Origin of the sequence: Natrarchaeobaculum sulfurireducens (assembly GCF_003430825.1) — an archaeon.
GTDB lineage: Archaea > Halobacteriota > Halobacteria > Halobacteriales > Natrialbaceae > Natrarchaeobaculum > Natrarchaeobaculum sulfurireducens.
In genome coordinates, this window is sequence record NZ_CP024046.1 from 127,709 (window position 1) to 147,678 (window position 19,970).

A 19,970-nucleotide genomic window follows, 5' to 3' on the forward strand; every position below is an offset into this window, starting at 1 on the left:
CAGTGGCCTCGACGATACACCGATATCACCTAAAGAAATTATCTCGCTCGAGCACCGAGAACCAATATGGAGTGGTGCGACCAGCCAACGAGACCAACCGAAAGCGAGCGTTTCAGGTCGTGTAACCGCGGCCCAAAGGGACACGCCGAATGACTAACGACTCCCTCCCGTCTGAACACCTCTCGCCGCTCGCTACGCTCGTCGACGAGGTACTCGCGGGCGTTGGCTACGAGATGGCGGCCGCCATCGACGCAATCAACGACGCTGTCCCCGGATACGGCGGTCTCTTCGACCCCGCGACCACCCCGGCCGAACTGCGTCGTGCGCTTGAAAGCCTGCTCGCGTCGGAACTCACCCGGCCGCCGATCCCCGAGTCAGCGAGTGAGACATTTGTCCTATACGTCGACGGCAGTTCACGTGGCAACCCCGGCCCCGCAGGGGCGGGCGCTGTCATCCTGGACGCTTCGGAGGACCAACTCGCGCGTCTCGGCCGACCCGTTGGCTCCCGAACGGGGAACAACACCGCCGAATACGTCGCCCTCCAGCTCGGGCTCTCCGAACTGTTAGCTCGCTACGAGCCACAGAAGCTGGAAGTCCGCATCGATTCGATGACGCTCATCCGGGACGTCTGGGGTGGCAACGACCCGACGGAACCGGGCGTCGACGTATACAGCGATGCCGTCGCAGCGGCACTTTCGAGCGTTCCGGAACACCAGTACACGCATCTGGCTGACAGCGATCCGAACCCCGCCGACGCACTGGCGACGGTGGGTGCCGATATCGCGGCGTTCGGACCGGGATAGACGGTGCACGAAATCCAGTAAGACGGTTTGAATTGAGCACCGGCTACTCGCCTCGAGCGTTCGCCTGGGCAGTCGCGACTACTGTCTGACCATACGAGATTCCGGCATCACCTGGTGGGATCTGGTCGGGCGAGAGAAACCGAAAGTTTCGATCCTCGACGACGTCACGGATACGGCGTGAAATAGCCACGTTGTGTGCAACACCACCGGTGACACCGATCCACGGAACGGCTCGTTCTCTCGCTGCCTGAACCGCAATTAGAGCCAGACCCTCCGCAAGAGCTGCCTGTGCTGTTGCCGCAACCGTAGCGGTCGAATAGCTCGTGTGAAGTCGATCAATATGCCGGACCAGCCGTGATGTCTCAATCACAGGTCTATCATCGTACAGGGCATAAGTTACTATCATTCCAGCATACTTATCTGCATCCCTATAACAGTGGCCAGTGTTTCCCTCGAGTTCGTGCTCGAGGCTGAGTGGAGTTCCACTTGCAGCGGTTGACTCTAGTTTGATGGCGGGCTCTCCCTGATACGTCCGTTCAGTACAGACCTCCAGCAGCGCACTGATCGCGTCAAGATATCGGCCAGCACTGCTCGTCAGTGGTGCATTGACACCTGCCTCGGCGCTCTTTCGGACCGTTGTCGCTTCCGTCTGCGAGAGCGGCGTCTGATCAGCTATCAGTTCGTCGACTCTCTCTGCGTCATTGAGCAGACTTGCGAGGGTTCGGGCTGGGTATCGTACAGCCGCCTCGCCGCCGGGAAGCCGGAACGGTTCGAGGCCACCAACTCGCTCGAATGAATTCCTCGTGACATCGAGCACCTCTCCGCCCCAGACCGTCCCATCCGGTCCGTACCCAGTCCCATCAATCGTGATAACGACCGCACGGTCACAGTCGTGTTCAGCGAGCAGTCCCGCTGCATGGGCGTGATGATGCTGGACCTGAATTGGATTCGTCGGTCCACTTGCCCCCGGTAGGTCGGATGCATACGACGTGGCCAGCCTCGAAGTGACGAATTCGGGGTGCAAATCGCAGGCAATTATCGCAGGATCGGTCCTGAACAACTCTTTCAGGTGTGCAATCGCCTGCTCAAGGAATGCTTCTGTACCGGGCCCATCGACATCCCCGAGATGCTGGGAGAGAACCACCTCGTCTTCGCGAGCGAGTGCGACTGTGGTATCGAATTCGGCGCCGAGTGCCAGCACTGCTGGACCGGTCTCCTGACGAGGGAGCGGTCGGGGAACCCATCCACGGGACCGCCTGAGGAACCGCCGACTATTGTCGACGACTCTGACGACGCTGTCGTCACACCGAGCAGCAATCTCACGGTCGTGCACTACAGCAGCATCGATTACGTCGGCCAACTCTTCGTAGATCACCTCGGTGGAGAGTGTCATCGGCTTGCCCGGGAGATTCGCACTCGTCATCACCAGTGGTTCATCAAGTTGGTCGAATAACAGGTGGTGTAACCCAGCATACGGGAGCATCACGCCGACAGTGTGAAGCCCGGGTGCGACGTCCCCTAGCCAGTCTCTATCTCGATTGAGCGCAGAGCCCCCCAGCGTCTCGAGGACGACGATGGGGCGTCGAACATCTGTCAACCACGGTCGCTCCTCCTGGCCGACTCGCGCGAACTGCTCGACCTGTTCGACCGACTTGGCCATGAGTGCGAACGGTTTTTCCGGTCGTCCGGTTCGCTCGCGGAGGTCCGAGACCGCGTCCTGATCGGTCGCTCGGCATGCCAGGTGCGTCCCCCCTATCCCTTTGATCGCGAGGATTTCACCAGCGTTGAGACGATAACCCGCTGCCGTGACCGCGTCAGTTCCAGTTGCTAGCTCCGTACGGTCATCACTTAAAAGCGAGAGAGATGGGCCACACGCTGGACAGGCGATTGTCTGGGCATGATATCGTCGATCACCTGGATCAGTATACTCCTTGTTGCAGCCCTCACACAGCGGGAAAGACTCCATCGTTGTCGTTGGGCGATCGTACGGTAGTGATTCGATAACAGTGTAGCGCGGCCCACAGTCGACACACGAGGTTGCCCAGTACTTGTAGTAACGTGAGTTGAGGTCGTGTACGTCCTCGAGACAGCCATCACAGATTCCGGTATCGGGAGGAATAGTTCCCGATCCGCCGTCCCCCTGTGTAGAGGAGACGATCTCGAACGTCTGGAATCGATCATTGGAGTCGTCTACTGGCTCGTGTGTCTCGATGTCGATCGATTCGACGACAGCGAGCGGTGGTGGCCGTTCGCGGACATCGTCGATGAACGCTTCGACGTCCTCTACAGTCCCCGCGATGGAGATTTTTACCCCGGCGTCGCCAGTGTTTCGCACTGTGCCGACGAGGTCGTGAGCAGTCGCCCGACGGTAAACGAACGGTCGGAAGCCAACCGCTTGAACGACTCCAGTAACGGTCAATTCGATATGGACTCGACCGTCGTTATGATCGGTCATGGGTGTATCGTTGAGGAGCGAATCCAGACACATCCACATTCTCGACCTCGATACACCTCCACACACTCAAATACGTGCGACAGGTGAGGGCTCTGTTTCCAGTAGAGTGTGATATCATGGGCGAGGACTAGTGTGTACTCTCGTCGCGATGACCGTGGTAATGCCCGTGGTCGGCCTCGAGTGCGCTGGCGAACTCGTCGATTCCGACGTTGCCTTTCGCGTCCGTTTCGAATACGGGAGTCTCAGGAGCAACGTTCTCGATATCTTTTCGGATTCGGGCGACGTCGGTGCCAACCACCTCAGCGACGTCAATCTTGTTGATCACGACTACATCGGCGGTCTGTACCAGCATCGGGTGTTTTCGGACGACGTCGTCGCCTTCGGTCGTACTGACGACGAGCACGCGGCGGTTCGCTCCCAGCGGGAAATCCGCTGGGCAAACCATATTTCCGACATTTTCCAGGTACAGTGTGTCGAGCTCTTCGAGGACAAACTGCTCCAACGCCTGCGAGACAAGTGTAGGGTCGAGGTGACACTCCTTGCCCGTATTAATGTTCTCGACCTGAACACCATGCGAACGGAGTCGGGTCGCATCGTCTTTCCCGGCGACGTCCCCAACCACTGCGCCGATTGTCTCGTCATCGGAGGCACGTTCGATCAACCGCTCGATTAGCATCGTCTTTCCGCCACCTGTCGAGCCGGCAAACTCGACGCAAAAGACGTCGTTATCGTGTGAAAGTGTCTCGTGTACCTCGCCAGCCCGTGCACGAACGGCCTCAAGCACGTCGGCTTCGACGTCAGTGATCGATTCTTCGTGGTCGTGATGGTGCTCGTGACCAAATCGGTGTGCTCTCACTGTATCGATGAGTGATTCGAAGGGATCACTCAGTGCTGCCAGTGACTCGAGGGTTCGGTTCGACGGTCGGACGGACGTAGCGTTTGTGTAGGGTGTCATAATTGTTCGTTCTCGGTTGTCTGTGTATCGGCGTCCGGAAGTGCGACTTTCGAGAGTCGGCACTCCCGACCCCGAACGAGGGTCATTCGCTCGTTGCAGTTTGGACATTTCACGTTGGGCGCGTAGGTGAGCGTGTCCTCGAGTGTCGTTGGTTCCCCCTCCCAGCCACAGTCACATCGCGCGAGCGGTGTGATAGTCTCAATCTCGATAGCTGCGGCGGCAGCCGGGGTGCCGTCCGTGGCAAGTTCGATGCAGAATCGAAGTTGATCTGGGTTGACGTGTGTGGCTACACCGATCTCGAGGGTGAGTCGTTCGATCGTTTCTGCACCGTGTTCGTCAGCCACGAGTATAGCGCGGTCGACGATTGCCGTTGCGACACTGAGTTCGTGCATCGTGGGTAAGTGCGGTGGTGTGTTCAACAGATTCGAGGCAGCGCTTCACCGGTCGGTTCGCTCAGGTAGCGGTTTCCGAATCCAGTGTCGAGGACAACTCGGCCCGGGTGGTCACTGATCACTTGACCGATGATTGCTGCGTTTGAGCCGAGTGGCTGTTCCCGAAGGGCTGCGAGGACCGAATCGGCGTCGTCGGAATGGACGCCGAAGACGACCTTGCCCTCGTTTGCAACCGACAGTGGATCGATACCGAGCACTTCACCAGCCGACGCGATCGCGTCGTCGACGGGGATCGCCTGTTCTTCGATCTCGAGTCCGACCCCGGCTTTCTCGGCCATCTCGTTGAGTGCCGTTGCCAGCCCACCGCGCGTCGGGTCCGTCATCGCAGTCACGCGTCCGGCGTCGGTCGCCGCCGCGACGAGACCGTTGATCGGTGCGACGTCGCTCTCGAGGTTGGCCCCGAAGTCGAACCCCTCCCGCTCGGCGAGCAGTGCAATGCCGTGGTCGCCGACCGTCCCACTCAGGACGATCGCGTCCCCCGGGGAGAGGCCAGCGCCCGTTACGACCTCAGACGTTGGGATCGTTCCCACTCCTGTCGTGTTGAGCACTATCCCGTCGAGTTCGCCCGCCCCCATCACCTTCGTGTCGCCCGTGGTGATGTCGACGCCGGCTTCGACAGCCGACTCGCGCATCGACTCCAGGAAGCGATCGAGTTCGGCGGTGGGCGTTCCTTCCTCGACGACGAGCCCACACGTCAGTGCGAGTGGGTCGGTTACGCCCATCACTGCGAGATCGTTGACTGTCCCCGCTACCGACAGACGGCCGATGTCCCCACCAGGGAACGTTGGCGGAGTCACGATGTGGCTGTCGGTCGTGAGGACGATCGAGATGTCTGTTCCGGGGAGGGGATGTACAGAGCCATCGTCGAGCGCCGCTAGGCCCACGGCGCCGGCTGTGTCCGCACTCGAGCCGTCGGCGAACCTCGAGACCGCCAGCGTGTCGACGAGTGATCGCATCGCTTCGCCGCCCGCGCCGTGGGCAAGCGTTACGACGTCGTCTTGGTTGGCCGTCGACTGACCTGTCGACGCGATGTCCGAGTGGGTGTCGGCGCGCGGTTCGCTGGGTCGGTTGTCAGCCGTGGTGTGGTTGTTTCGTGTCATCTCAGAGGTCGGGCCGTCCGCCGTATTCCAGCCAGATTTTGCACGTTCCCTCGCTACTCACCATACACGCGCCGACGGGGTTCGACGGCGTACACTCCTCGCCGAACAGCGCACACTCGTCCGGATCGGCCGTCCCTGCCATGATATCTCCGCAGAGACACTGCTCCGTCAGCGGATCTGCGTTCCCAGTGGCTGGCTCGATGTCGAATCGGTCACGGGCATCGTACTCGGCGTACGCTTCATGTAGGACGAGGTTCGCATCCGGAATCTCGGTGATCCCTCGCCACTCGCCGGCGGTCGTCTCGAACACCTCCCACATCGTCTCCAGGGCAGCCGTGTTCCCCTCCCGGCTCACACACCGCGGATAGGCGTTTTCGAGCCCGGCGGTGTCGTCTCGAACGTACTCGAGCAGCCGTTCGACCCCCAGGAGCACGTCGAGCGGTTCGAAGCCGCCGACGACGACCGGCACCTCGTACTCCTCGACGAACGTTTCGAACAGCCCGTACCCCGTGATCGTCGCTGCATGACCGGCCGCGAGGAAGCCGTCGATGTCGGTGTCGGGCAACTCGGCGACGACCGCCATCGCGGGCGGGACGTACTTGTGTGCCGACAGCACCGACAGGTTCTCCGGCGGGTCGCCCACGAGTATTGCGGCCGTCGGGGCAGCGGTCGTCTCGAAGCCCGTGGCAAAGAAGACGACCTCACGGTCGGGTGTCGCGTCGGCTAGGTCGACGACTTCGCTCGCGGAGTAGACGATTTCGACGTCGGCTCCCGCTGCGCTGGCATCTGCGAGGCTCCGGTTCGTGCCCGGGACCCGGTACATGTCGCCGTAGGTCGCTACGATTGCGCCATCCTCGGCGAGTGCGACGGCCTCGTCGACTTCGGGCATGTTCGTGACACAGACTGGACAGCCCGGGCCCATTCGGACGGTCACTCCGTCGGGGAGCATACTTCTGAGGCCGAACTTTGCGATCGCCTGCTCGTGCGATCCACAGACGTGCATCAGGTTCACCTGGCCGTCGATCTCACCGACCACGTCGTCGATCCTGGCGGCCAGTTCCCTGGCTGCCTCGGGGTCACGAAACTGCAGTGCGGCGTCAGTCATCATCGGGTTCCTCCGTCTCAGCGTCGGGGGCCGTCGGGCTCGGTTCTCGCGTGCCCTCGCTGGTCGGTCGGCGGCCCGCTGTCGGCGGGTCGGTGCTCGCGGAGCCGACTCGTCGCGCCCCGGGATCGGGCGTAACCGACGGTCCCCGCTCGGTGACGGCCGCCGGTCGCTCGCCGAACTCGAGAACCGCATCCGTCGCGCCGAGCTCCTCGAGCGCCTCGTCTTCGTCGCCCTCGAGGAACGACTCGTAGATCGCGATCGTCTCCTCGACCTCGTCGTCGGGGATCTTTCGGATGGCGAAGCCGGCGTGATTCAGGACGTAATCTCCCGTCTCGACCGTCTCGCCGACGATATCGAGGCGGACGGTCTTTTCGACGTTCCAGAACTTCGCGCGGGCTTCGTGGCCGTCGATCTCGAGGATCTCGCCCGGGATGCCAAGACACATCAGTCGGTCACCTCCTCGTTCGTCGCGCCGGCGTCGCTTGACTCGCTGACAGACCCGTCGGCCCCGTCTCCGGCGGCTTCGGTTCGCACGGTCACGTTCCACGGGTCGCTCCCGAGCAACCGATCGGGGCGGAGCTGTCCGGTGACGTGATGCCCCCGGGATTCATGCACCTCGATCGCCGTGCGCTCGATCCGCCGGTCACAGTCGGTACAGTACCAGACGGCTCTCATGCGTCCATCACCTCACGTTCGAGGGTCTCCTCACCGGCTCCCTCGAGGTGTACCGGATCGAGTCTCGGATCGGTGGCGACGATCATCTCGATCAGCTTCGGGATCGCCAGCTCGACTGGCTCTGAAAGACCGAACCCGGTTTGAAGCGAGCCAGGCTCGACGCCGAGGATCAACACGTCGTCCGGAAGCTCGTAGACGTCTCGAGCGAAACAGAGCGCCTCGGTGAACGAGACGTCGTGCATCGTCATGTCGGGGATCGGACCCTCGAAGCCACCCTCTCTGCACCGATACTGGTGGACGGTGCCCGGGTCGGCGCCGGTTTCGATCGCATCGACGACGATGGCTCGCTCGCACCCGCTCATCGCCTCGAGGGCCAAAAAGCCGGTCGTCCCCGCATTGACCAGTCGAACGCCCGGCGGCGGCATCTCCGGGAGCGAGTCCATCGCTGCAACGAGCCGGGGTCCAACACCGTCGTCGGTGACCAGTTCGTTCCCGATACCGACGATCGCTAGCTCTCCCGTAGGTCCGTGGTCGGCCGCGTCGTTCGACCGGTGGGGCTCCTCAGTCATCGTCGGTCCCCTCCGTGGGCGGCGCGTCACTGCTGTCTTCGATGGGGGCCGGCCGGGTGTCGTCGTCGACGCTCCACGCCTCGACGGTGCCGGTTACCATCGAGCGGAGGAAATCGACGTTGCTCGGCATCACCGCGAAGTAGACGTGGACGGCGACCGCAGCGAGCACCCAGAACGTCGCCAGCAGATGCAACTGGAGCATCGTCTCGTAGGGCAGCCAGCCAGCCATGAACCCGAGGGTTGCGAGCCACCAGACGGGGTCGGTCGCGAGGTCGGCCCACAGCGCGAAGCCGGTCAGCGAGAGAGCGATCACGAAGAACCACGTGACGTACCAGAAGACCGTCTGCATCGGGTGGTAGCCGACCCACTCACCGTCGTCCTCGTCGTAGGTTCGTCGCGCCTGCTTGTATCCCGGGATGTACCGCAAGACGCCGAGGAACGAGAGCGTGATGACGACCTGCTCTTTGAGCTGTTGTGGGGTCACGAGCAGCCGGTGGCCGTCGGCAAACTTGTGGTACATCGGGAAGACGAGCAACGCGACGACGGCGAGCGTGACGCCTCCCCAAGTGTGCAGATAGAACGACACCTGGTAGCCATCCCAGATCCCGGCGTTCAACGGGCCGTACCAGCCGGTCCAGAAGAGAAAGCCGGTGCCGGCGACGACGGCCATCAACAGGACCAGCGTCCAGTGGGAGACGATCGAGCCGAACCCCCAGCGACGGACCGTCTCTTGGTCGTCTTTCTCGAGTGTCACGTACGGTTCGTAGCGTTCAGCCAACTCCCACCAGAGCGTTGCTGGCGACGAGCCGCCTGGAAGCCGTACGACCCGACCGACGCGGTCGTCTGCGTCGCTCCCGTGAGGCCCGGTCGACTCACCCCCGTCCGGCCGGACCGGATCGGACCGGTCAGACGGAGAGTCCGAGGGCGGTGCCGGTCGATCACTCATGATCGCTCACTGGAGCATCTCCAATCGGGCAGCTACCGACACCGCCGTCGAGTCCCGGCTGTGCCGGCTCGATCACGGTCTCGTAGTCTGCGTCCGGGCTTCGGACGTGCACCGCACAGGCCAGGCACGGATCGAACGATCGGATGGTCCGCATCACTCCCAGCGGGTGTTCGACGTCCTCGACAGGATCACCGACGACCGCCTCCTCGAGGATGCTCGGCTGCCCATCGCCGTCCCGTGGACCGATGTTCCACAACGTGGGCGTGATGATTTGGTACCGTTCGATCGTCCCCGCTTCGACATCCACGTAATGTGACAGCGCGCCTCGAGACGGCTCGAACAGGCCGACGCCCTCTCCAGTGAACTCATCCGGGAAGTCCGCCATGAACGGATCGGCGGGGTCGATCGCATCCAGCCACTCGAGGACCTGATCGCGGACGACGAGCGTCTCCTGTGCGCGTGCGATGAGTCGATTCAGGGTATTGCTCTCGGTTGCGCCGCCACCGAGTGTGTCGCGCAGGTCGAACGGATCGAGGTCAGCGATGACGAGCCGTGCCAGTGGCCCGACCTCCATCGACTGCCCGTCGAACCGCGGTGCCTTCCCCCACGAGTACGCCTCGTCTTTGTCCAGGTCTGGCTCTGGCGGCTGGGCTTCGGTCGGCGGGCCACCCGACTCGTCTGTGTACCACGAATACTCGGTGTCTTCGGTGATCCCCTCGACGATCTCCGCTTTGCTCAACAGCTCGACCTCCCCGTCACGATAGACGCCTCGAGGCAGGAACAACTCCTCTGTCTCGGGGTCTTCGAAGATGCCGTTGCTGTAATACCGGTTCGGACCGGCGCCGATGTCGGCCGCCCCAAGCTCGGCTGCCCCGACGAGGATCGAGACTACATCGTGGAGCCCCTCACCGAGGTCGGGGTCGAACTCGCCGTTCTGTACGTTCTCGAGCACCTCCGGCACCGCCTCGGTCGGGCCGAGCCACTCGCTCACCTCACGAACGCGTGATTTCACCTGCTCGATCGTCGAGGCGTCGGGGTTCGTGGCTAACCCACCCGGGATGTAGCCAACCGGGTGCGGTGCGCGACCGCCGAACTCCGTCAACGCCTTCATCAGTTGCCGCTGGTTCTCGAGTGCGCCCTGATACCCCTCGCCCTCGAGCGGATCGAGCCTGTCGAAGCCGGTGTCTGCGACGGCATCGCTGTAATCCGGCCCCACGAGGGCGAACAAGTGGATTGCGTGATTCCACAGGTAGAAGATGCCCTCCGCTGCGTCGCGTAACAGGACGGCGTTTCGTGGCGGGCCGTCGAACGCGCCGGCGTTCATCGCGGCGTCCTCGGCGGCTTTCGATGAACAGAGGCGGTGACAGAGGAAACAGACGCCACAGACCATCCCGGTGATCTGTGCGGCATCCCGTGGCGTCCGCCCGATCGTGATGATCTCGGCTCCGCGGAACATCTTCATCTGGCTGTTCGCCTCGACGACCTGGCCGTCTTCGACCTCCAGCGTCGTTCCGTGGTGGCCTTCGATGCGAGTCGTTGGATCGATCGTTACTTCGACCATGATTCTCAGTCCTCCGTATCGCCGTCAGTCGGTTCGGCCGACGACTCGGGCGACGCTTCAGCGGCCGCCTCGGCGTCTTCGTCGCCGTCGAACGAGCCGTAGCCCGTCGCCTTTCGAACAGCGTGGGCGCCGATGCCGACACCAGCAGCGGCGACCCCAGCCCACCCGGCCTGTTCAGCGGTGATGGAGCCGAAAAGCGACTGCCGTTCGACCTCTTCGCCCATCGGGGCGAACCGATCCCAGAACCCCGGTTCCATACAGCCGATACACGGCGAACCGACGTTGAGACAGACGCTCGTCCCATCGTTCCACAGCCTGGTCTGGTCGTCACAGCGGGTGTAGGGGCCCGCACAGCCGATCTTAATCAGGCACCCCTCATCCCCGGGCGTCTCGGCGAACTCACCGCGGTCGAAATACCCCCGAAGCGGACAGTTGTCGTGTACGAGCGGTTCGTAGAACGGTTTCGGCCGGTTGTACGCGTCTAGTTCCGGTACGTGACCGTTGAGGACGGTCGCGATCGTCAACAGCACGTAATCCGGGTGGACGGGACAGCCGGCGAGATTGATCACCGGCAGGCCCGCACCCGAGGTGAAATCAGGGCCGAGCACGCCGCGCTCGGTTCGCTGTTCGAACTGGAGTCCGCGCGCACCGGTAACGTTGGCCCCCAGATCGTAGAGATTGCGTTTGTTCTCCGCTGCGGGCCAGCCGCCGAACGACGCACAGTTCCCCACTGCGAGTACGTACTCCGATTCAGGGGCCAGCTCCTGTACCCAATCGACCAGGGGTTTGCTCTCGCCGTCGGGGGTCTGGCCGACCGTCGCTGCCTCCGGGATATCGACCGGGATCGATCCTTCGACGATCAGTACGTCCGGTGAGTCACTCATCGCGTCGATCGCTACCTCACCCGCTTCAGGCATTATCGTAGGATGGAACGTAACCTCGAGTCTGAACTCGCTCAACACCTCCTCGAGGGTGGGGTACTGACCTTGGAGAACCGAAATCGTACATCCGGTGCAGGCCTGTCCCTGTAACCAGACGACTTCCAGATCTCCGTCGGTTGCTTGCTCAAGTGCGACTCCAATTTCGGTGCTATACTGTGTAATGATCGTTCCCGCAGCTGCCCCTGCAGCAAGCTGCAGGAAATTTCGGCGTGATGACGACGGACCTCGTGATCCGTCGGCCTCGCTTGCCTGCGAGACTGATTCTGGTTCTGGTAGTGACATCGTTCATTTGTGTTGTGTGTGGAGTGGTTGTCGTTTTGGACCACAGTTAGTTGACCGGCAACCGTTTCACATCGGGGTCATGTGTCGTGACACGACCGGCCACCGACACAGAGCCCTACCGTCCAACCAAAGTTCGGGCGATCGGTCCGTTGATGATCGAAGGACCCCCACTGTCTGCCCCAACCTATCCACAGTGTTTAGAACATAAACCAAATTAAGACAATAATGTGGCTCTTGACGTGATTAGGTTTTATATATTGACGCCTGTTAATTCAGCGCCGCATTGAGTACACTACTCAGACATATTTCGAACAACGAATGTCCGCTCGCGATTCGACCCCGCAAAAACAATCAATGCGGCCTATGATCGTCTGTTGGCAATGCCCGCTCTGGCACGACGATTTTTCGGCCGTTGTGGGTCGTGACAGTCACATCCACGCCGTAGACGTTGCGTATCGTCTCCGGAGTCAGGATATCCGGATCGCCCGCGGCGGCGATCCGACCCTCGTGAAGCATCGCGAGCCGATCGCAGTAGCGGGCCGCGAGGTTCAGGTCGTGTATCGTGATGACCGCCGTCCGGTCGGCCGTCGTTTGCTCACGAATGAGCTCGAGAACCTCGAGCTGGTGGCGAACATCGAGGCTGCTCGTCGGCTCGTCGAACAACAGGAGCGGTGCCTCCTGGACGAGCGCTCGACCGATGAGGACTTTCTGTCGCTGGCCACCGCTGAGTTCGTCGATCGGTCGGAGCGTGTACGCCTCGAGACCGAGTCTGTCGATGACCTCGGCGACGACGTCACGATCCTCCTCAGTGGGTCGCCACCCGACGTGGGGCTTTCGACCGAGCAGAATCGTATCGAAGACCGTCGCGGGGAACGCGCTTCGTTCTTCCTGGGGCACGTAGCCAACCCGACGAGCGATTTCGGTCCGACGCAGCTCATCGAGTGCGTCGCCATCGACGAAGACGGCGCCACTGTCCGGCTCGAGTAAGCGATCGAGACACCGCAACAGCGTGCTTTTGCCCGATCCGTTGGGGCCGACGATGCCGAGCACCTCCCCACGGCCGACCTCGAGTGTCACTCCGTCGAGGACCGGCTCGCTCTCGTAGGCGAACGTTACATCGAGCACCTCCAGTCTGACAGTCGGCGTCTCTCGAGGCGCGGACGTCCGATCGTCCCGGTCAGCGGTTCTCTCTGAGGTGGTCATAGCTTGCGTCTGGGGTTCGTGATTCCGGTCGTGGGTGCGATCGATCAGGGAGGCGCAGCCGCCGGCCGACGCAGCCGTTGTCGGTCACCAGTACTCCCTCCGTGTGATCACGAGATACAGAAACAGCGGTGCGCCGAGAAACGACGTCAGGATGCCCACTGGGAGCACGACTGGGTCGAATACCGTCCGGGCGATCGTATCCGATGCGAGCAACAGGACGGCGCCGACCAGCACCGACCCCGGGAGCAAGAACCGTTCATCGCCGCCGATAACCTTCCGAACGATGTGCGGGACGACCAGCCCGACGAAGCCGATAATTCCGACGAAAGAGATGATGAACGCCGTCACGAGCGAGGCGATCACCATCCCGCGGATCCGCAGCTGCTCGACGTCGACGCCGAGACTCCGAGCGGTTTCGTCGCCGGCGTTCATCGCAGTGTAGCTCCAGCCGTTGTAGACGAAGTAGACCGTCCCGAGCGCGGTTACGACCGTCATGAGCCCAAGATCGGTCCAGGTCGCCCGCCCCACGTCACCGAAGGTCCAGTAGACGATCGCTGCGACCTCGACGTCCTGGGCGAAGTACTGCACGAGCGACAGCGACGCGGTAAACAGTGACCCGAGCGCAACGCCCGTCAGGATCAACGTCTCAGGTGATGCTCGCGTATACTTGACCAGCAGCAGAATAACGCCGGTCGAGACGAGCGACCAGCCGAACGCCGAGAGGGTGACGACGTAGGGATTCCCGATGACCGGGGTGGCGTCGCTTCCGGTGGTCGATCCAACGCCGAAAAACACGATCGCGAACGCCGCGCCGAACGCCGCGGCCTGGGAGATGCCGAGAGTGAACGGTGAGCCGAGTGGGTTGCGAAGGACGTTCTGCATCGCCACCCCAGCGATCGAGAGGCCCGCTCCGGCAACGATCGCAGCGAGCACCTGTGGCAACCGCACTCCCCTGACGATCGTGACCGTGGTTGGATCTCCACGGCCGATGAGACCGTCGACGACCTCGGAGAGATTCAACGAGGTTGGACCGGCCGCGATTGCGAGGAGTGCAGTACCGACCAGGAGACCACTGCTGATGAGGATGAACACCAGCTTGCGTCCGACGAACCGGTCGTACGTGGGACGGACCGTGTCGATCGTCATCGGGTACTCACGTCCAGGTCGACCCTTCCGAACCCCCCGTGAATCGCGACGAGCTCGTCGTAGATCGGTCTCCCGAGGATCGCCTCGTAGATCTCGTCGGCACGCCTCTCGATTTCGACGTCGGCGAACGCCTCCGGGTAGAGAAGTGAGCCGACGTAGTAGGCGCTTGCGAGTGCGCTGCTGTGGTTCACCCCGTACTGTGCGTGCGGGACCAACCCGTAAACCTCGCCTTCACTGACGGCGGTCAACTCCCGGTAAGAGGGCGTCCCGGCGAGCTCCGCTTCGATCAACTCGACGTTCGTCCGGTCGACGACGATCAGGTCTGGATCCCACTGTAGGAGTTGTTCGGGACTGATCGTCACGTGTACGACGTCGTTCTCCCCGACTTCCGCAGCAACGTTGTCCACCTCGCCCAGCAGCTCGAACGGCTCGAAACGTGGCCGCGTCGATTCGAGTCCCTGCCCACCCTGGAAGCTAATCCCAGTCGCGTAGATGCGCTCTGAGTCGGTCGTCGCTGCGTTCTCGACGCGGTCGCGGAGATCCTCCCGGACCGACTCGAGGAACGCGTTGAGTTCTGATACACGGTCACCCCGATCGAGTGCCTTACCTGTGGTTTCCCAGACGGCCTGGAGTGACGGTTCGTCGACGTCGATCAACTGGCCCGCCGTGAGTCCAACGACTGGGAGGCCGGTTCGATCGGCGAGCGTTTCGACCGCCTCCGTACTGCCAGTCGAACAGATCAGGTCGGGTTCGAGGGCGACGATCTGTTCGAAGTCGCCCCCATCCCCGCCGATGACCTCGAGTTCGGAAAGCGACGGTGTCGCAAGATTGTAGGGCACTTCCTGGCGCCATTCGAGCTCGTCGCGTTCGACACCCACCACCAGGTCAGCCGCCCCGAGTTGGACGACGAGTCGGAGACACCCCGGCCCAACTGCGACGATTCTATCTAGTGATTCCGGGATCGAAACTGATCGACCCGCCAGATCCACAAGAGTTTTTCCGCTAGTGGCCGCCGAACTGTCAAAACAACCAGCAGAGGCAACGACAAGCGAAGACCCCACCGCGCCGAGAATTGACCGACGATGCATATCAGTTATGACACTCCTCGTTAAGTAATACTTGTATCTGAAATATGGCGGTATTATTAGTGGTTCCTGTCAAACGCCCTAGGTTGGCGTAAATTATCATCGGAATGGAAACCTATTTTCCAGGTTAGTGATTTATTTCCAAGATTGTCTCGCATATAACCGAGCCCTCCCTACTTCGCCTGATGTGGGACTCACCGTCAGTTGTCGCCGGGGAGGAAGGTCACTCCTCGTCCGTACCGAATGATCTTCGAGGTCAACATCCCCACCAGTCTGGGTCCGGGCTACTGCGGCCCGTGATACCGACGACTTGGGCGACGGTATCACAAGATAGTAGCATTGTACCCATCGAAAGAGTGTATCGAGTTATTGAGTCAGAGAGCCAACTTCTTGTTGTTTGTTTCCTACTATGTCGACTTCCTCCCCGGCTTACTCGCTTCGTGCTTCCGACTAGTCGGTAGACCTCACTCCTTGGGGCCGAGGGCTCCGCCTCGAAATTGCTGAAATCTCAGTGGGACAGGAGTTCGTTGTCCTCGTTAGGATTGAGGAGTTTTGCCTCAGCTTTCCGGAGATGCTCGAGTAACGTTGTCTTTGCGAGGCCGACCTCTTCGGCGAGCTCATTCGTCGTAATCTCTCGGGGCCAAGCGTAATAGTCGTGTTCGCAGGCGAGTTCAAAAATTTCTCGCTGACGGTTCGAGAGTGTGTCGACCCGGCGCAGAACGTGCCTCGACTGCACGCCATGTGTATATATTTTCGTCACGTCAATCGTCGCGTCGGATGCGTCACGAACCCCGTCCAGACGTTCGCGCAGACACGTACGATCGGTTTCATTGACGAACACTGGCCAGTGTTCTCGACCATCGCGGACTCGAACAGGCGCATCTTGAACGAAGCCTTTGGACGCGAGGGCGTCGCTGATTGTGTGTTTTGGATCGTACTCGACGAACAGCTCCGTTGTCACACTACCCGGAACCGGCCCACGATAGTCGAACTCGTGCCGGCGTTTCATCTCGATGACCGACGAAGTGAGACCCGACTTCCGAGTTGCTTCGATGAGATCCTCAATTGAGCCAGCGGAATCAGCATACGCGGTAAAATGTCCCTTGACCTTTCCGTCGGTCGACTGGTAGACGGTGTGTGCAATCAAGTTCGCATCAGTTGCCTCGGTTACCTCGAGCGTCCAGCAGTTTGGATGCCAGATCTCGAGCGTGAGTCGGACCCCCCGAGAGGGGTGTTCGTCTAGCTCGCCCATGCCAATGGCATGTGTTGTTCTACCATAATAACTCGTCCGATTGTTTACCCGCGTCTAACTCGTGTATGGACGATTTACTCGTGGCGTGATAGCGTTCAAGACGTATACCCCCGTCTTCCAGTGAGTGACGAGTGTTTCGACGCTCTGTCGGATCCGAGGAGCGAACAGGCGGGGTCGAGCGGACAACTCGGTCACGGACCACGGACAGTGGATGACGGATTCTTCCCGCAAGCGTTTTTGTGTGACTGCGTGTAGCACGGGATGCTACAGAAGCGGTGAGGCGCCGGCCCCGGTCCACGAGGGGCGGGGAACCAGCGATGGTTCCTACGGTGATTATACGAATCCCGATGAGGTGGTTCGAGAGAGCGGAACCCCCTCGGCTCACGAAAGGTGCCAAGTACCTTTCGAACGACCCCGTTGACCCGGACACAGCCCTACACAGGAGAGAAAACGAGATTTTTCCCGGGTTCGAGCGAGAGCCAAGCTCTCGTGGACCGTTAAAAGACTGTGTCTTCCGAGCTGCTGCCGATTTCACTTGAGTACGGGTTGGAACCTCAAGCGCCACGCTCGGCGGAGATCCAAGAGCCGGGTTTCATGCCCGTCAGGGGGTAGAGGTGGTCAATCCCGTAATGAAAATCCGAGAAGGTCGTCGCGTTCATCGCATAAGAACGTATGACGTCCCGTTATGTGTGCTGTGCCCGAAACTTCGGGGGTCGTTACGGTAATCCCCTCGCTAGAGGTCGACTCGAGAATCCGACCGGTAAATCCAGTGCCAATTACACTCTCATATCGGTAGGGCTCGTCGACGGCCAGTTCGTTGGCGTCGTGCAACAGCGTCATCTTCGCGCATGTTCCGGTCCCACAGGGTGACCGATCGATCTGCCCCTCCCCAAAGACGACGACGTTTCGGTCGGGACCGTCACGATGCTCGTAGAACTCGACAATCGAGATGTGGTGGGGCCGACCGGTTTGTGGGTGTCGGATATTAAGTGCGTCGTTCGCTTTTTGACGTATTTCGAGGCCGTACTCTACGAACGTGTCGACATGCCCTGGATCAACCGACATGCCGACCTCGTTGACATTGACCAGTGCAAAGACGTTACCAGCAAATACCACATCGAGTGAGATTGTGTGTGTCTCGTGTCCACTGGTGAACGTGAGAGTCAGTGTGTCGTAGACGAACGAATCGACGTTCCGAATAGCGACCTCGGCCACGCGGCCGTCAATGATGCTAGGTCGAGCTCGTACCAGTCCAGCGGGCGTCTCGACGATAATCGTCGGCTTCTCTTCGAGCTGGCCCGTTTCGAGCAGTGCCGTTACGGCACCAATCGTTCCGTGACCGCACATATCGAGGTAGCCACGACTGTCCATAAAAAACAGTCCGAGGTCGGCCTCGGCGCTCGCTGGGTCCACCGGGACCGCACCGAACATGTCGTCGTGGCCGCGGGGCTCACACATCAGTAGTTCCCGAAGCCAGTCCTGGCTCTCGGCAAACCGATCACGCTGGTCGGCAACGCTTCCACCACGGATCTGAGAACGGTCAAAACCGCCCGTGACGATCCGGGTGGGTTCACCCGCAGTGTGTGTATCGAGCGTGTCCACGAACGTCTCAATTTGTATCATCGAAGCTGGTGAGGGGTGATAGTTACAATCGCTCGAGCGATTCGACCTCGTCATCACTCCAATCATAGAAGCGATGATCGGCACTCTTGAGGACGTCAACGCATTCGTTGTACTGCTCGCGAGCGACCTCGACGTCGGGATCGTCGGGTCGTGAGTGAATCCATTCACGCAGATCCTCGAGTGCGTTCGGCGAATAGGTGTCTATCCGACGCTGATCCTCGACGATCGAGATCTTCTTTTCTTCCTGCCTGAACGTTCGGATCATCGCCCAGCTCGCGACGCCCCAGAACATGACCACTGCAACACCCATGCCGATCCACGTCTCGGCGGTGAGTACCTCTGACATCAGTCGTCACCCCCGGTGGGTTCCGCAGTGGTGGGTGCTTCGCGATTCCCCTCGACGTACTTCATCACGGCGAAGCTCACGATGGGCACGAGGACGATGACAACCATACCAGCGATCATGATGTCCGCACCGTAGAAGTCGATCGCGAACGCGACCATGATCGCGGCCATCACGACCGGCACGACGTACTTCACAGCGACGTTCCACCAGCGGCCGACGTAGATACCACTGTTCTGGTTCACGGAGAGCACGCGGAGTTTCTCAGGGCCCATGAACCAGCCGACAGCGATCAGAATCGCAATCGTTGCCAGGGGCAGCCCCCAAAGGGCAAACGTGTCATCACCAAACTCGAGTATGTCCGGCGAGTACGCACTCGGGATTCCGATGAGCCAGATCAGCCCGCACACGGCTAAGACGGCCTTGCCGCGAGAGAGACGGGTCTCCTCAGCAACAGTGGTGACACCGACTTCCGTGATGACGAGCCCAGAGGTGATCGCTGCGAGGAAGAATCCGGTGAAAAAGACGATCGCCCAGAGACCACCGGCAGACATCTCCATGAATACCTGCGGCAGCGCTTCAAAAGTCAGACCGGCTCCCGTCGCTGGGTCGACACCGAAGGCGAAGACCAGTGGGAAGATGGCGAACGCTGCCAGCACACCGATCGACGCTTCGCCAACAGCAGTGAAGACGCCCCCGCCGAGTGGGACGTCGTCGTACTCACGGAGGTAACTCCCGACTGTGATCGCAATGCCCCACCCGAGCCCGGTCGAGAACAGTGCTTGAGCAAGCGCTTCTTGCCAAGTTGAGGCCATAAGCAAGAACTCCCATTCGACGTTGAACGTGAACGCGAGTCCCTCGCTTGCACCAGGCAGAGTCAGCGCACGAATTGCGATGGCAGCGAGCGCAATCACCAACGCTGGAACAGCGTAGACGACGACGCGTTCAACGCCCTTGGTGATACCGAGATAGAGGATGGCTGCGATCAGCCCCATAACCACGGTGTGTAACGCAAACATCGTCAGTGGATCGGCAAAAAGGTCACCAAGGAACGCCCCTGCCTCGAATTCGGCGCCGGTGAACGTGAACATGAACGAGTGGAGCATGTAGTACAGCGTCCATCCGATTACCGGCGAGTAATAGCTCATCAGGGCGATGTTGACGATGATAACGATCAAGCCAAGTCCGACCGCCGTCCCGCTTCCAGTCGCCTCGCGAATCGAGCCGATTACTCCCTTCCCCGCATACCGACCGAGTGCCACCTCGGCTATCAACCCGGGGATCATGATCAAGAACAATAAGATGAGGAACGCCAGGATGAACGCCCCGCCACCGTTTTCGCCGGTGACGAACGGGAATCTCCAGATATTGCCGACACCCACCATCGCCCCGATCATGGCCATCAGGAAACCAAACCGGGTCCCCCACTCCGCTCTTGCAGTCTTTGCACTCTCATTTGACATGCGTTATCATA

The 19,970-nt window shown here is 60.9% G+C and carries 19 protein-coding genes; 1 reads left to right on the top strand and 18 read right to left on the bottom strand.

Features of this window, described 5'->3' with window-relative positions; all coding sequences use genetic code 11:
* The first annotated feature begins 149 nt into the window (after window positions 1–149).
* Window positions 150–803, top strand: a complete 654-nt coding sequence (locus AArc1_RS00950) for a ribonuclease HI family protein (protein ID WP_117362500.1) — start codon at window positions 150–152, stop codon at window positions 801–803.
* A 43-nt stretch (window positions 804–846) separates the two neighbouring features.
* On the opposite strand, the gene hypF is transcribed toward AArc1_RS00950, so the two are convergent.
* The 18 genes from hypF to AArc1_RS01045 all read right to left on the bottom strand — a co-directional run bounded on the left by hypF (window position 847) and on the right by AArc1_RS01045 (window position 19,959).
* Window positions 847–3,297 (bottom strand): carbamoyltransferase HypF, encoded by a 2,451-nt coding sequence (gene hypF, locus AArc1_RS00955; protein WP_323368549.1) that lies wholly within the window; start codon window positions 3,295–3,297, stop codon window positions 847–849.
* Window positions 3,298–3,385: 88 nt separating this feature from the next.
* Window positions 3,386–4,213, bottom strand: coding sequence for a hydrogenase nickel incorporation protein HypB (gene hypB, locus AArc1_RS00960; protein ID WP_117362501.1), 828 nt, complete (start codon window positions 4,211–4,213; stop codon window positions 3,386–3,388).
* Window positions 4,210–4,605, bottom strand: a complete 396-nt coding sequence (locus AArc1_RS00965) for a hydrogenase maturation nickel metallochaperone HypA/HybF (protein WP_117362502.1) — start codon at window positions 4,603–4,605, stop codon at window positions 4,210–4,212. The genes hypB and AArc1_RS00965 overlap by 4 nt, the downstream gene beginning before the upstream one ends.
* A gap of 23 nt (window positions 4,606–4,628) precedes the next feature.
* Window positions 4,629–5,765 (bottom strand): hydrogenase expression/formation protein HypE, encoded by a 1,137-nt coding sequence (hypE, locus tag AArc1_RS00970; RefSeq protein ID WP_117362503.1) that lies wholly within the window; start codon window positions 5,763–5,765, stop codon window positions 4,629–4,631.
* A gap of 1 nt (window position 5,766) precedes the next feature.
* A complete protein-coding gene (gene hypD, locus AArc1_RS00975; RefSeq protein ID WP_323368550.1) occupies window positions 5,767–6,870 on the bottom strand; it encodes a hydrogenase formation protein HypD in 1,104 nt (367 codons plus the stop codon).
* The gene (locus AArc1_RS19250) at window positions 6,863–7,315 is read right to left on the bottom strand and encodes a HypC/HybG/HupF family hydrogenase formation chaperone (RefSeq protein WP_228442305.1); all 453 of its coding nucleotides are present in this window, start codon (window positions 7,313–7,315) and stop codon (window positions 6,863–6,865) included. Before AArc1_RS19250 ends, hypD begins: the two co-directional genes overlap by 8 nt.
* Window positions 7,315–7,545 carry a hypothetical protein gene (locus AArc1_RS00985; protein ID WP_117362505.1) on the bottom strand — a complete coding sequence of 77 codons (231 nt, stop codon included), beginning with the start codon at window positions 7,543–7,545 and terminating at the stop codon, window positions 7,315–7,317. Before AArc1_RS00985 ends, AArc1_RS19250 begins: the two co-directional genes overlap by 1 nt.
* A complete protein-coding gene (locus AArc1_RS00990) occupies window positions 7,542–8,114 on the bottom strand; it encodes a hydrogenase maturation protease (RefSeq protein WP_117362506.1) in 573 nt (190 codons plus the stop codon). The genes AArc1_RS00985 and AArc1_RS00990 overlap by 4 nt, the downstream gene beginning before the upstream one ends.
* Window positions 8,107–9,060, bottom strand: a complete 954-nt coding sequence (locus AArc1_RS00995) for a cytochrome b/b6 domain-containing protein (protein ID WP_117362507.1) — start codon at window positions 9,058–9,060, stop codon at window positions 8,107–8,109. The genes AArc1_RS00990 and AArc1_RS00995 overlap by 8 nt, the downstream gene beginning before the upstream one ends.
* Window positions 9,053–10,621: a nickel-dependent hydrogenase large subunit gene (locus tag AArc1_RS01000; protein ID WP_117362508.1), complete on the bottom strand. Its 1,569-nt coding sequence runs from the start codon at window positions 10,619–10,621 to the stop codon at window positions 9,053–9,055. The genes AArc1_RS00995 and AArc1_RS01000 overlap by 8 nt, the downstream gene beginning before the upstream one ends.
* A gap of 5 nt (window positions 10,622–10,626) precedes the next feature.
* Window positions 10,627–11,844 (bottom strand): hydrogenase small subunit, encoded by a 1,218-nt coding sequence (locus AArc1_RS01005; RefSeq protein ID WP_117362509.1) that lies wholly within the window; start codon window positions 11,842–11,844, stop codon window positions 10,627–10,629.
* Window positions 11,845–12,195: 351 nt separating this feature from the next.
* The gene (locus tag AArc1_RS01010) at window positions 12,196–13,047 is read right to left on the bottom strand and encodes an ABC transporter ATP-binding protein (protein WP_117362510.1); all 852 of its coding nucleotides are present in this window, start codon (window positions 13,045–13,047) and stop codon (window positions 12,196–12,198) included.
* An 84-nt stretch (window positions 13,048–13,131) separates the two neighbouring features.
* On the bottom strand, window positions 13,132–14,193 hold the full coding sequence (locus AArc1_RS01015; RefSeq protein WP_117362511.1) for a FecCD family ABC transporter permease: 1,062 nt from the start codon (window positions 14,191–14,193) through the stop codon (window positions 13,132–13,134).
* Entirely contained in the window at window positions 14,190–15,281 is a 1,092-nt protein-coding gene (locus AArc1_RS01020) for an ABC transporter substrate-binding protein (protein WP_117362512.1), read from the bottom strand. Before AArc1_RS01020 ends, AArc1_RS01015 begins: the two co-directional genes overlap by 4 nt.
* Before the next feature lie 505 nt (window positions 15,282–15,786).
* Window positions 15,787–16,530 carry a helix-turn-helix domain-containing protein gene (locus tag AArc1_RS01030; RefSeq protein WP_117362514.1) on the bottom strand — a complete coding sequence of 248 codons (744 nt, stop codon included), beginning with the start codon at window positions 16,528–16,530 and terminating at the stop codon, window positions 15,787–15,789.
* Window positions 16,531–17,148: 618 nt separating this feature from the next.
* Entirely contained in the window at window positions 17,149–18,153 is a 1,005-nt protein-coding gene (locus AArc1_RS01035) for a proline racemase family protein (protein WP_323368551.1), read from the bottom strand.
* 22 nt (window positions 18,154–18,175) lie between these two features.
* Complete coding sequence (locus AArc1_RS01040) at window positions 18,176–18,499, bottom strand: hypothetical protein (protein WP_186336580.1); 324 nt, start codon at window positions 18,497–18,499, stop codon at window positions 18,176–18,178.
* The gene (locus AArc1_RS01045) at window positions 18,499–19,959 is read right to left on the bottom strand and encodes a sodium-dependent transporter (protein WP_117362515.1); all 1,461 of its coding nucleotides are present in this window, start codon (window positions 19,957–19,959) and stop codon (window positions 18,499–18,501) included. The genes AArc1_RS01040 and AArc1_RS01045 overlap by 1 nt, the downstream gene beginning before the upstream one ends.
* Window positions 19,960–19,970 lie beyond the last annotated feature (11 nt).

Coding starts and splice junctions, on each gene's coding strand:
- AArc1_RS01000 (WP_117362508.1), bottom strand. CDS start 10,621: ATGGTCGAAGTAACGATCGATCCAACGACTCGCATCGAAGGCCACCAC.
- AArc1_RS00985 (WP_117362505.1), bottom strand. CDS start 7,545: ATGAGAGCCGTCTGGTACTGTACCGACTGTGACCGGCGGATCGAGCGC.
- AArc1_RS01005 (WP_117362509.1), bottom strand. CDS start 11,844: ATGTCACTACCAGAACCAGAATCAGTCTCGCAGGCAAGCGAGGCCGAC.
- AArc1_RS19250 (WP_228442305.1), bottom strand. CDS start 7,315: ATGTGTCTTGGCATCCCGGGCGAGATCCTCGAGATCGACGGCCACGAA.
- hypD (WP_323368550.1), bottom strand. CDS start 6,870: ATGACTGACGCCGCACTGCAGTTTCGTGACCCCGAGGCAGCCAGGGAA.
- AArc1_RS00950 (WP_117362500.1), top strand. CDS start 150: ATGACTAACGACTCCCTCCCGTCTGAACACCTCTCGCCGCTCGCTACG.
- AArc1_RS01035 (WP_323368551.1), bottom strand. CDS start 18,153: ATGATACAAATTGAGACGTTCGTGGACACGCTCGATACACACACTGCG.
- AArc1_RS01045 (WP_117362515.1), bottom strand. CDS start 19,959: ATGTCAAATGAGAGTGCAAAGACTGCAAGAGCGGAGTGGGGGACCCGG.
- AArc1_RS01030 (WP_117362514.1), bottom strand. CDS start 16,530: ATGGGCGAGCTAGACGAACACCCCTCTCGGGGGGTCCGACTCACGCTC.
- hypB (WP_117362501.1), bottom strand. CDS start 4,213: ATGACACCCTACACAAACGCTACGTCCGTCCGACCGTCGAACCGAACC.
- AArc1_RS00965 (WP_117362502.1), bottom strand. CDS start 4,605: ATGCACGAACTCAGTGTCGCAACGGCAATCGTCGACCGCGCTATACTC.
- hypE (WP_117362503.1), bottom strand. CDS start 5,765: ATGACACGAAACAACCACACCACGGCTGACAACCGACCCAGCGAACCG.
- AArc1_RS01040 (WP_186336580.1), bottom strand. CDS start 18,499: ATGTCAGAGGTACTCACCGCCGAGACGTGGATCGGCATGGGTGTTGCA.
- AArc1_RS01015 (WP_117362511.1), bottom strand. CDS start 14,193: ATGACGATCGACACGGTCCGTCCCACGTACGACCGGTTCGTCGGACGC.
- AArc1_RS00990 (WP_117362506.1), bottom strand. CDS start 8,114: ATGACTGAGGAGCCCCACCGGTCGAACGACGCGGCCGACCACGGACCT.
- AArc1_RS01010 (WP_117362510.1), bottom strand. CDS start 13,047: ATGACCACCTCAGAGAGAACCGCTGACCGGGACGATCGGACGTCCGCG.
- hypF (WP_323368549.1), bottom strand. CDS start 3,297: ATGTGGATGTGTCTGGATTCGCTCCTCAACGATACACCCATGACCGAT.
- AArc1_RS00995 (WP_117362507.1), bottom strand. CDS start 9,060: ATGAGTGATCGACCGGCACCGCCCTCGGACTCTCCGTCTGACCGGTCC.
- AArc1_RS01020 (WP_117362512.1), bottom strand. CDS start 15,281: ATGCATCGTCGGTCAATTCTCGGCGCGGTGGGGTCTTCGCTTGTCGTT.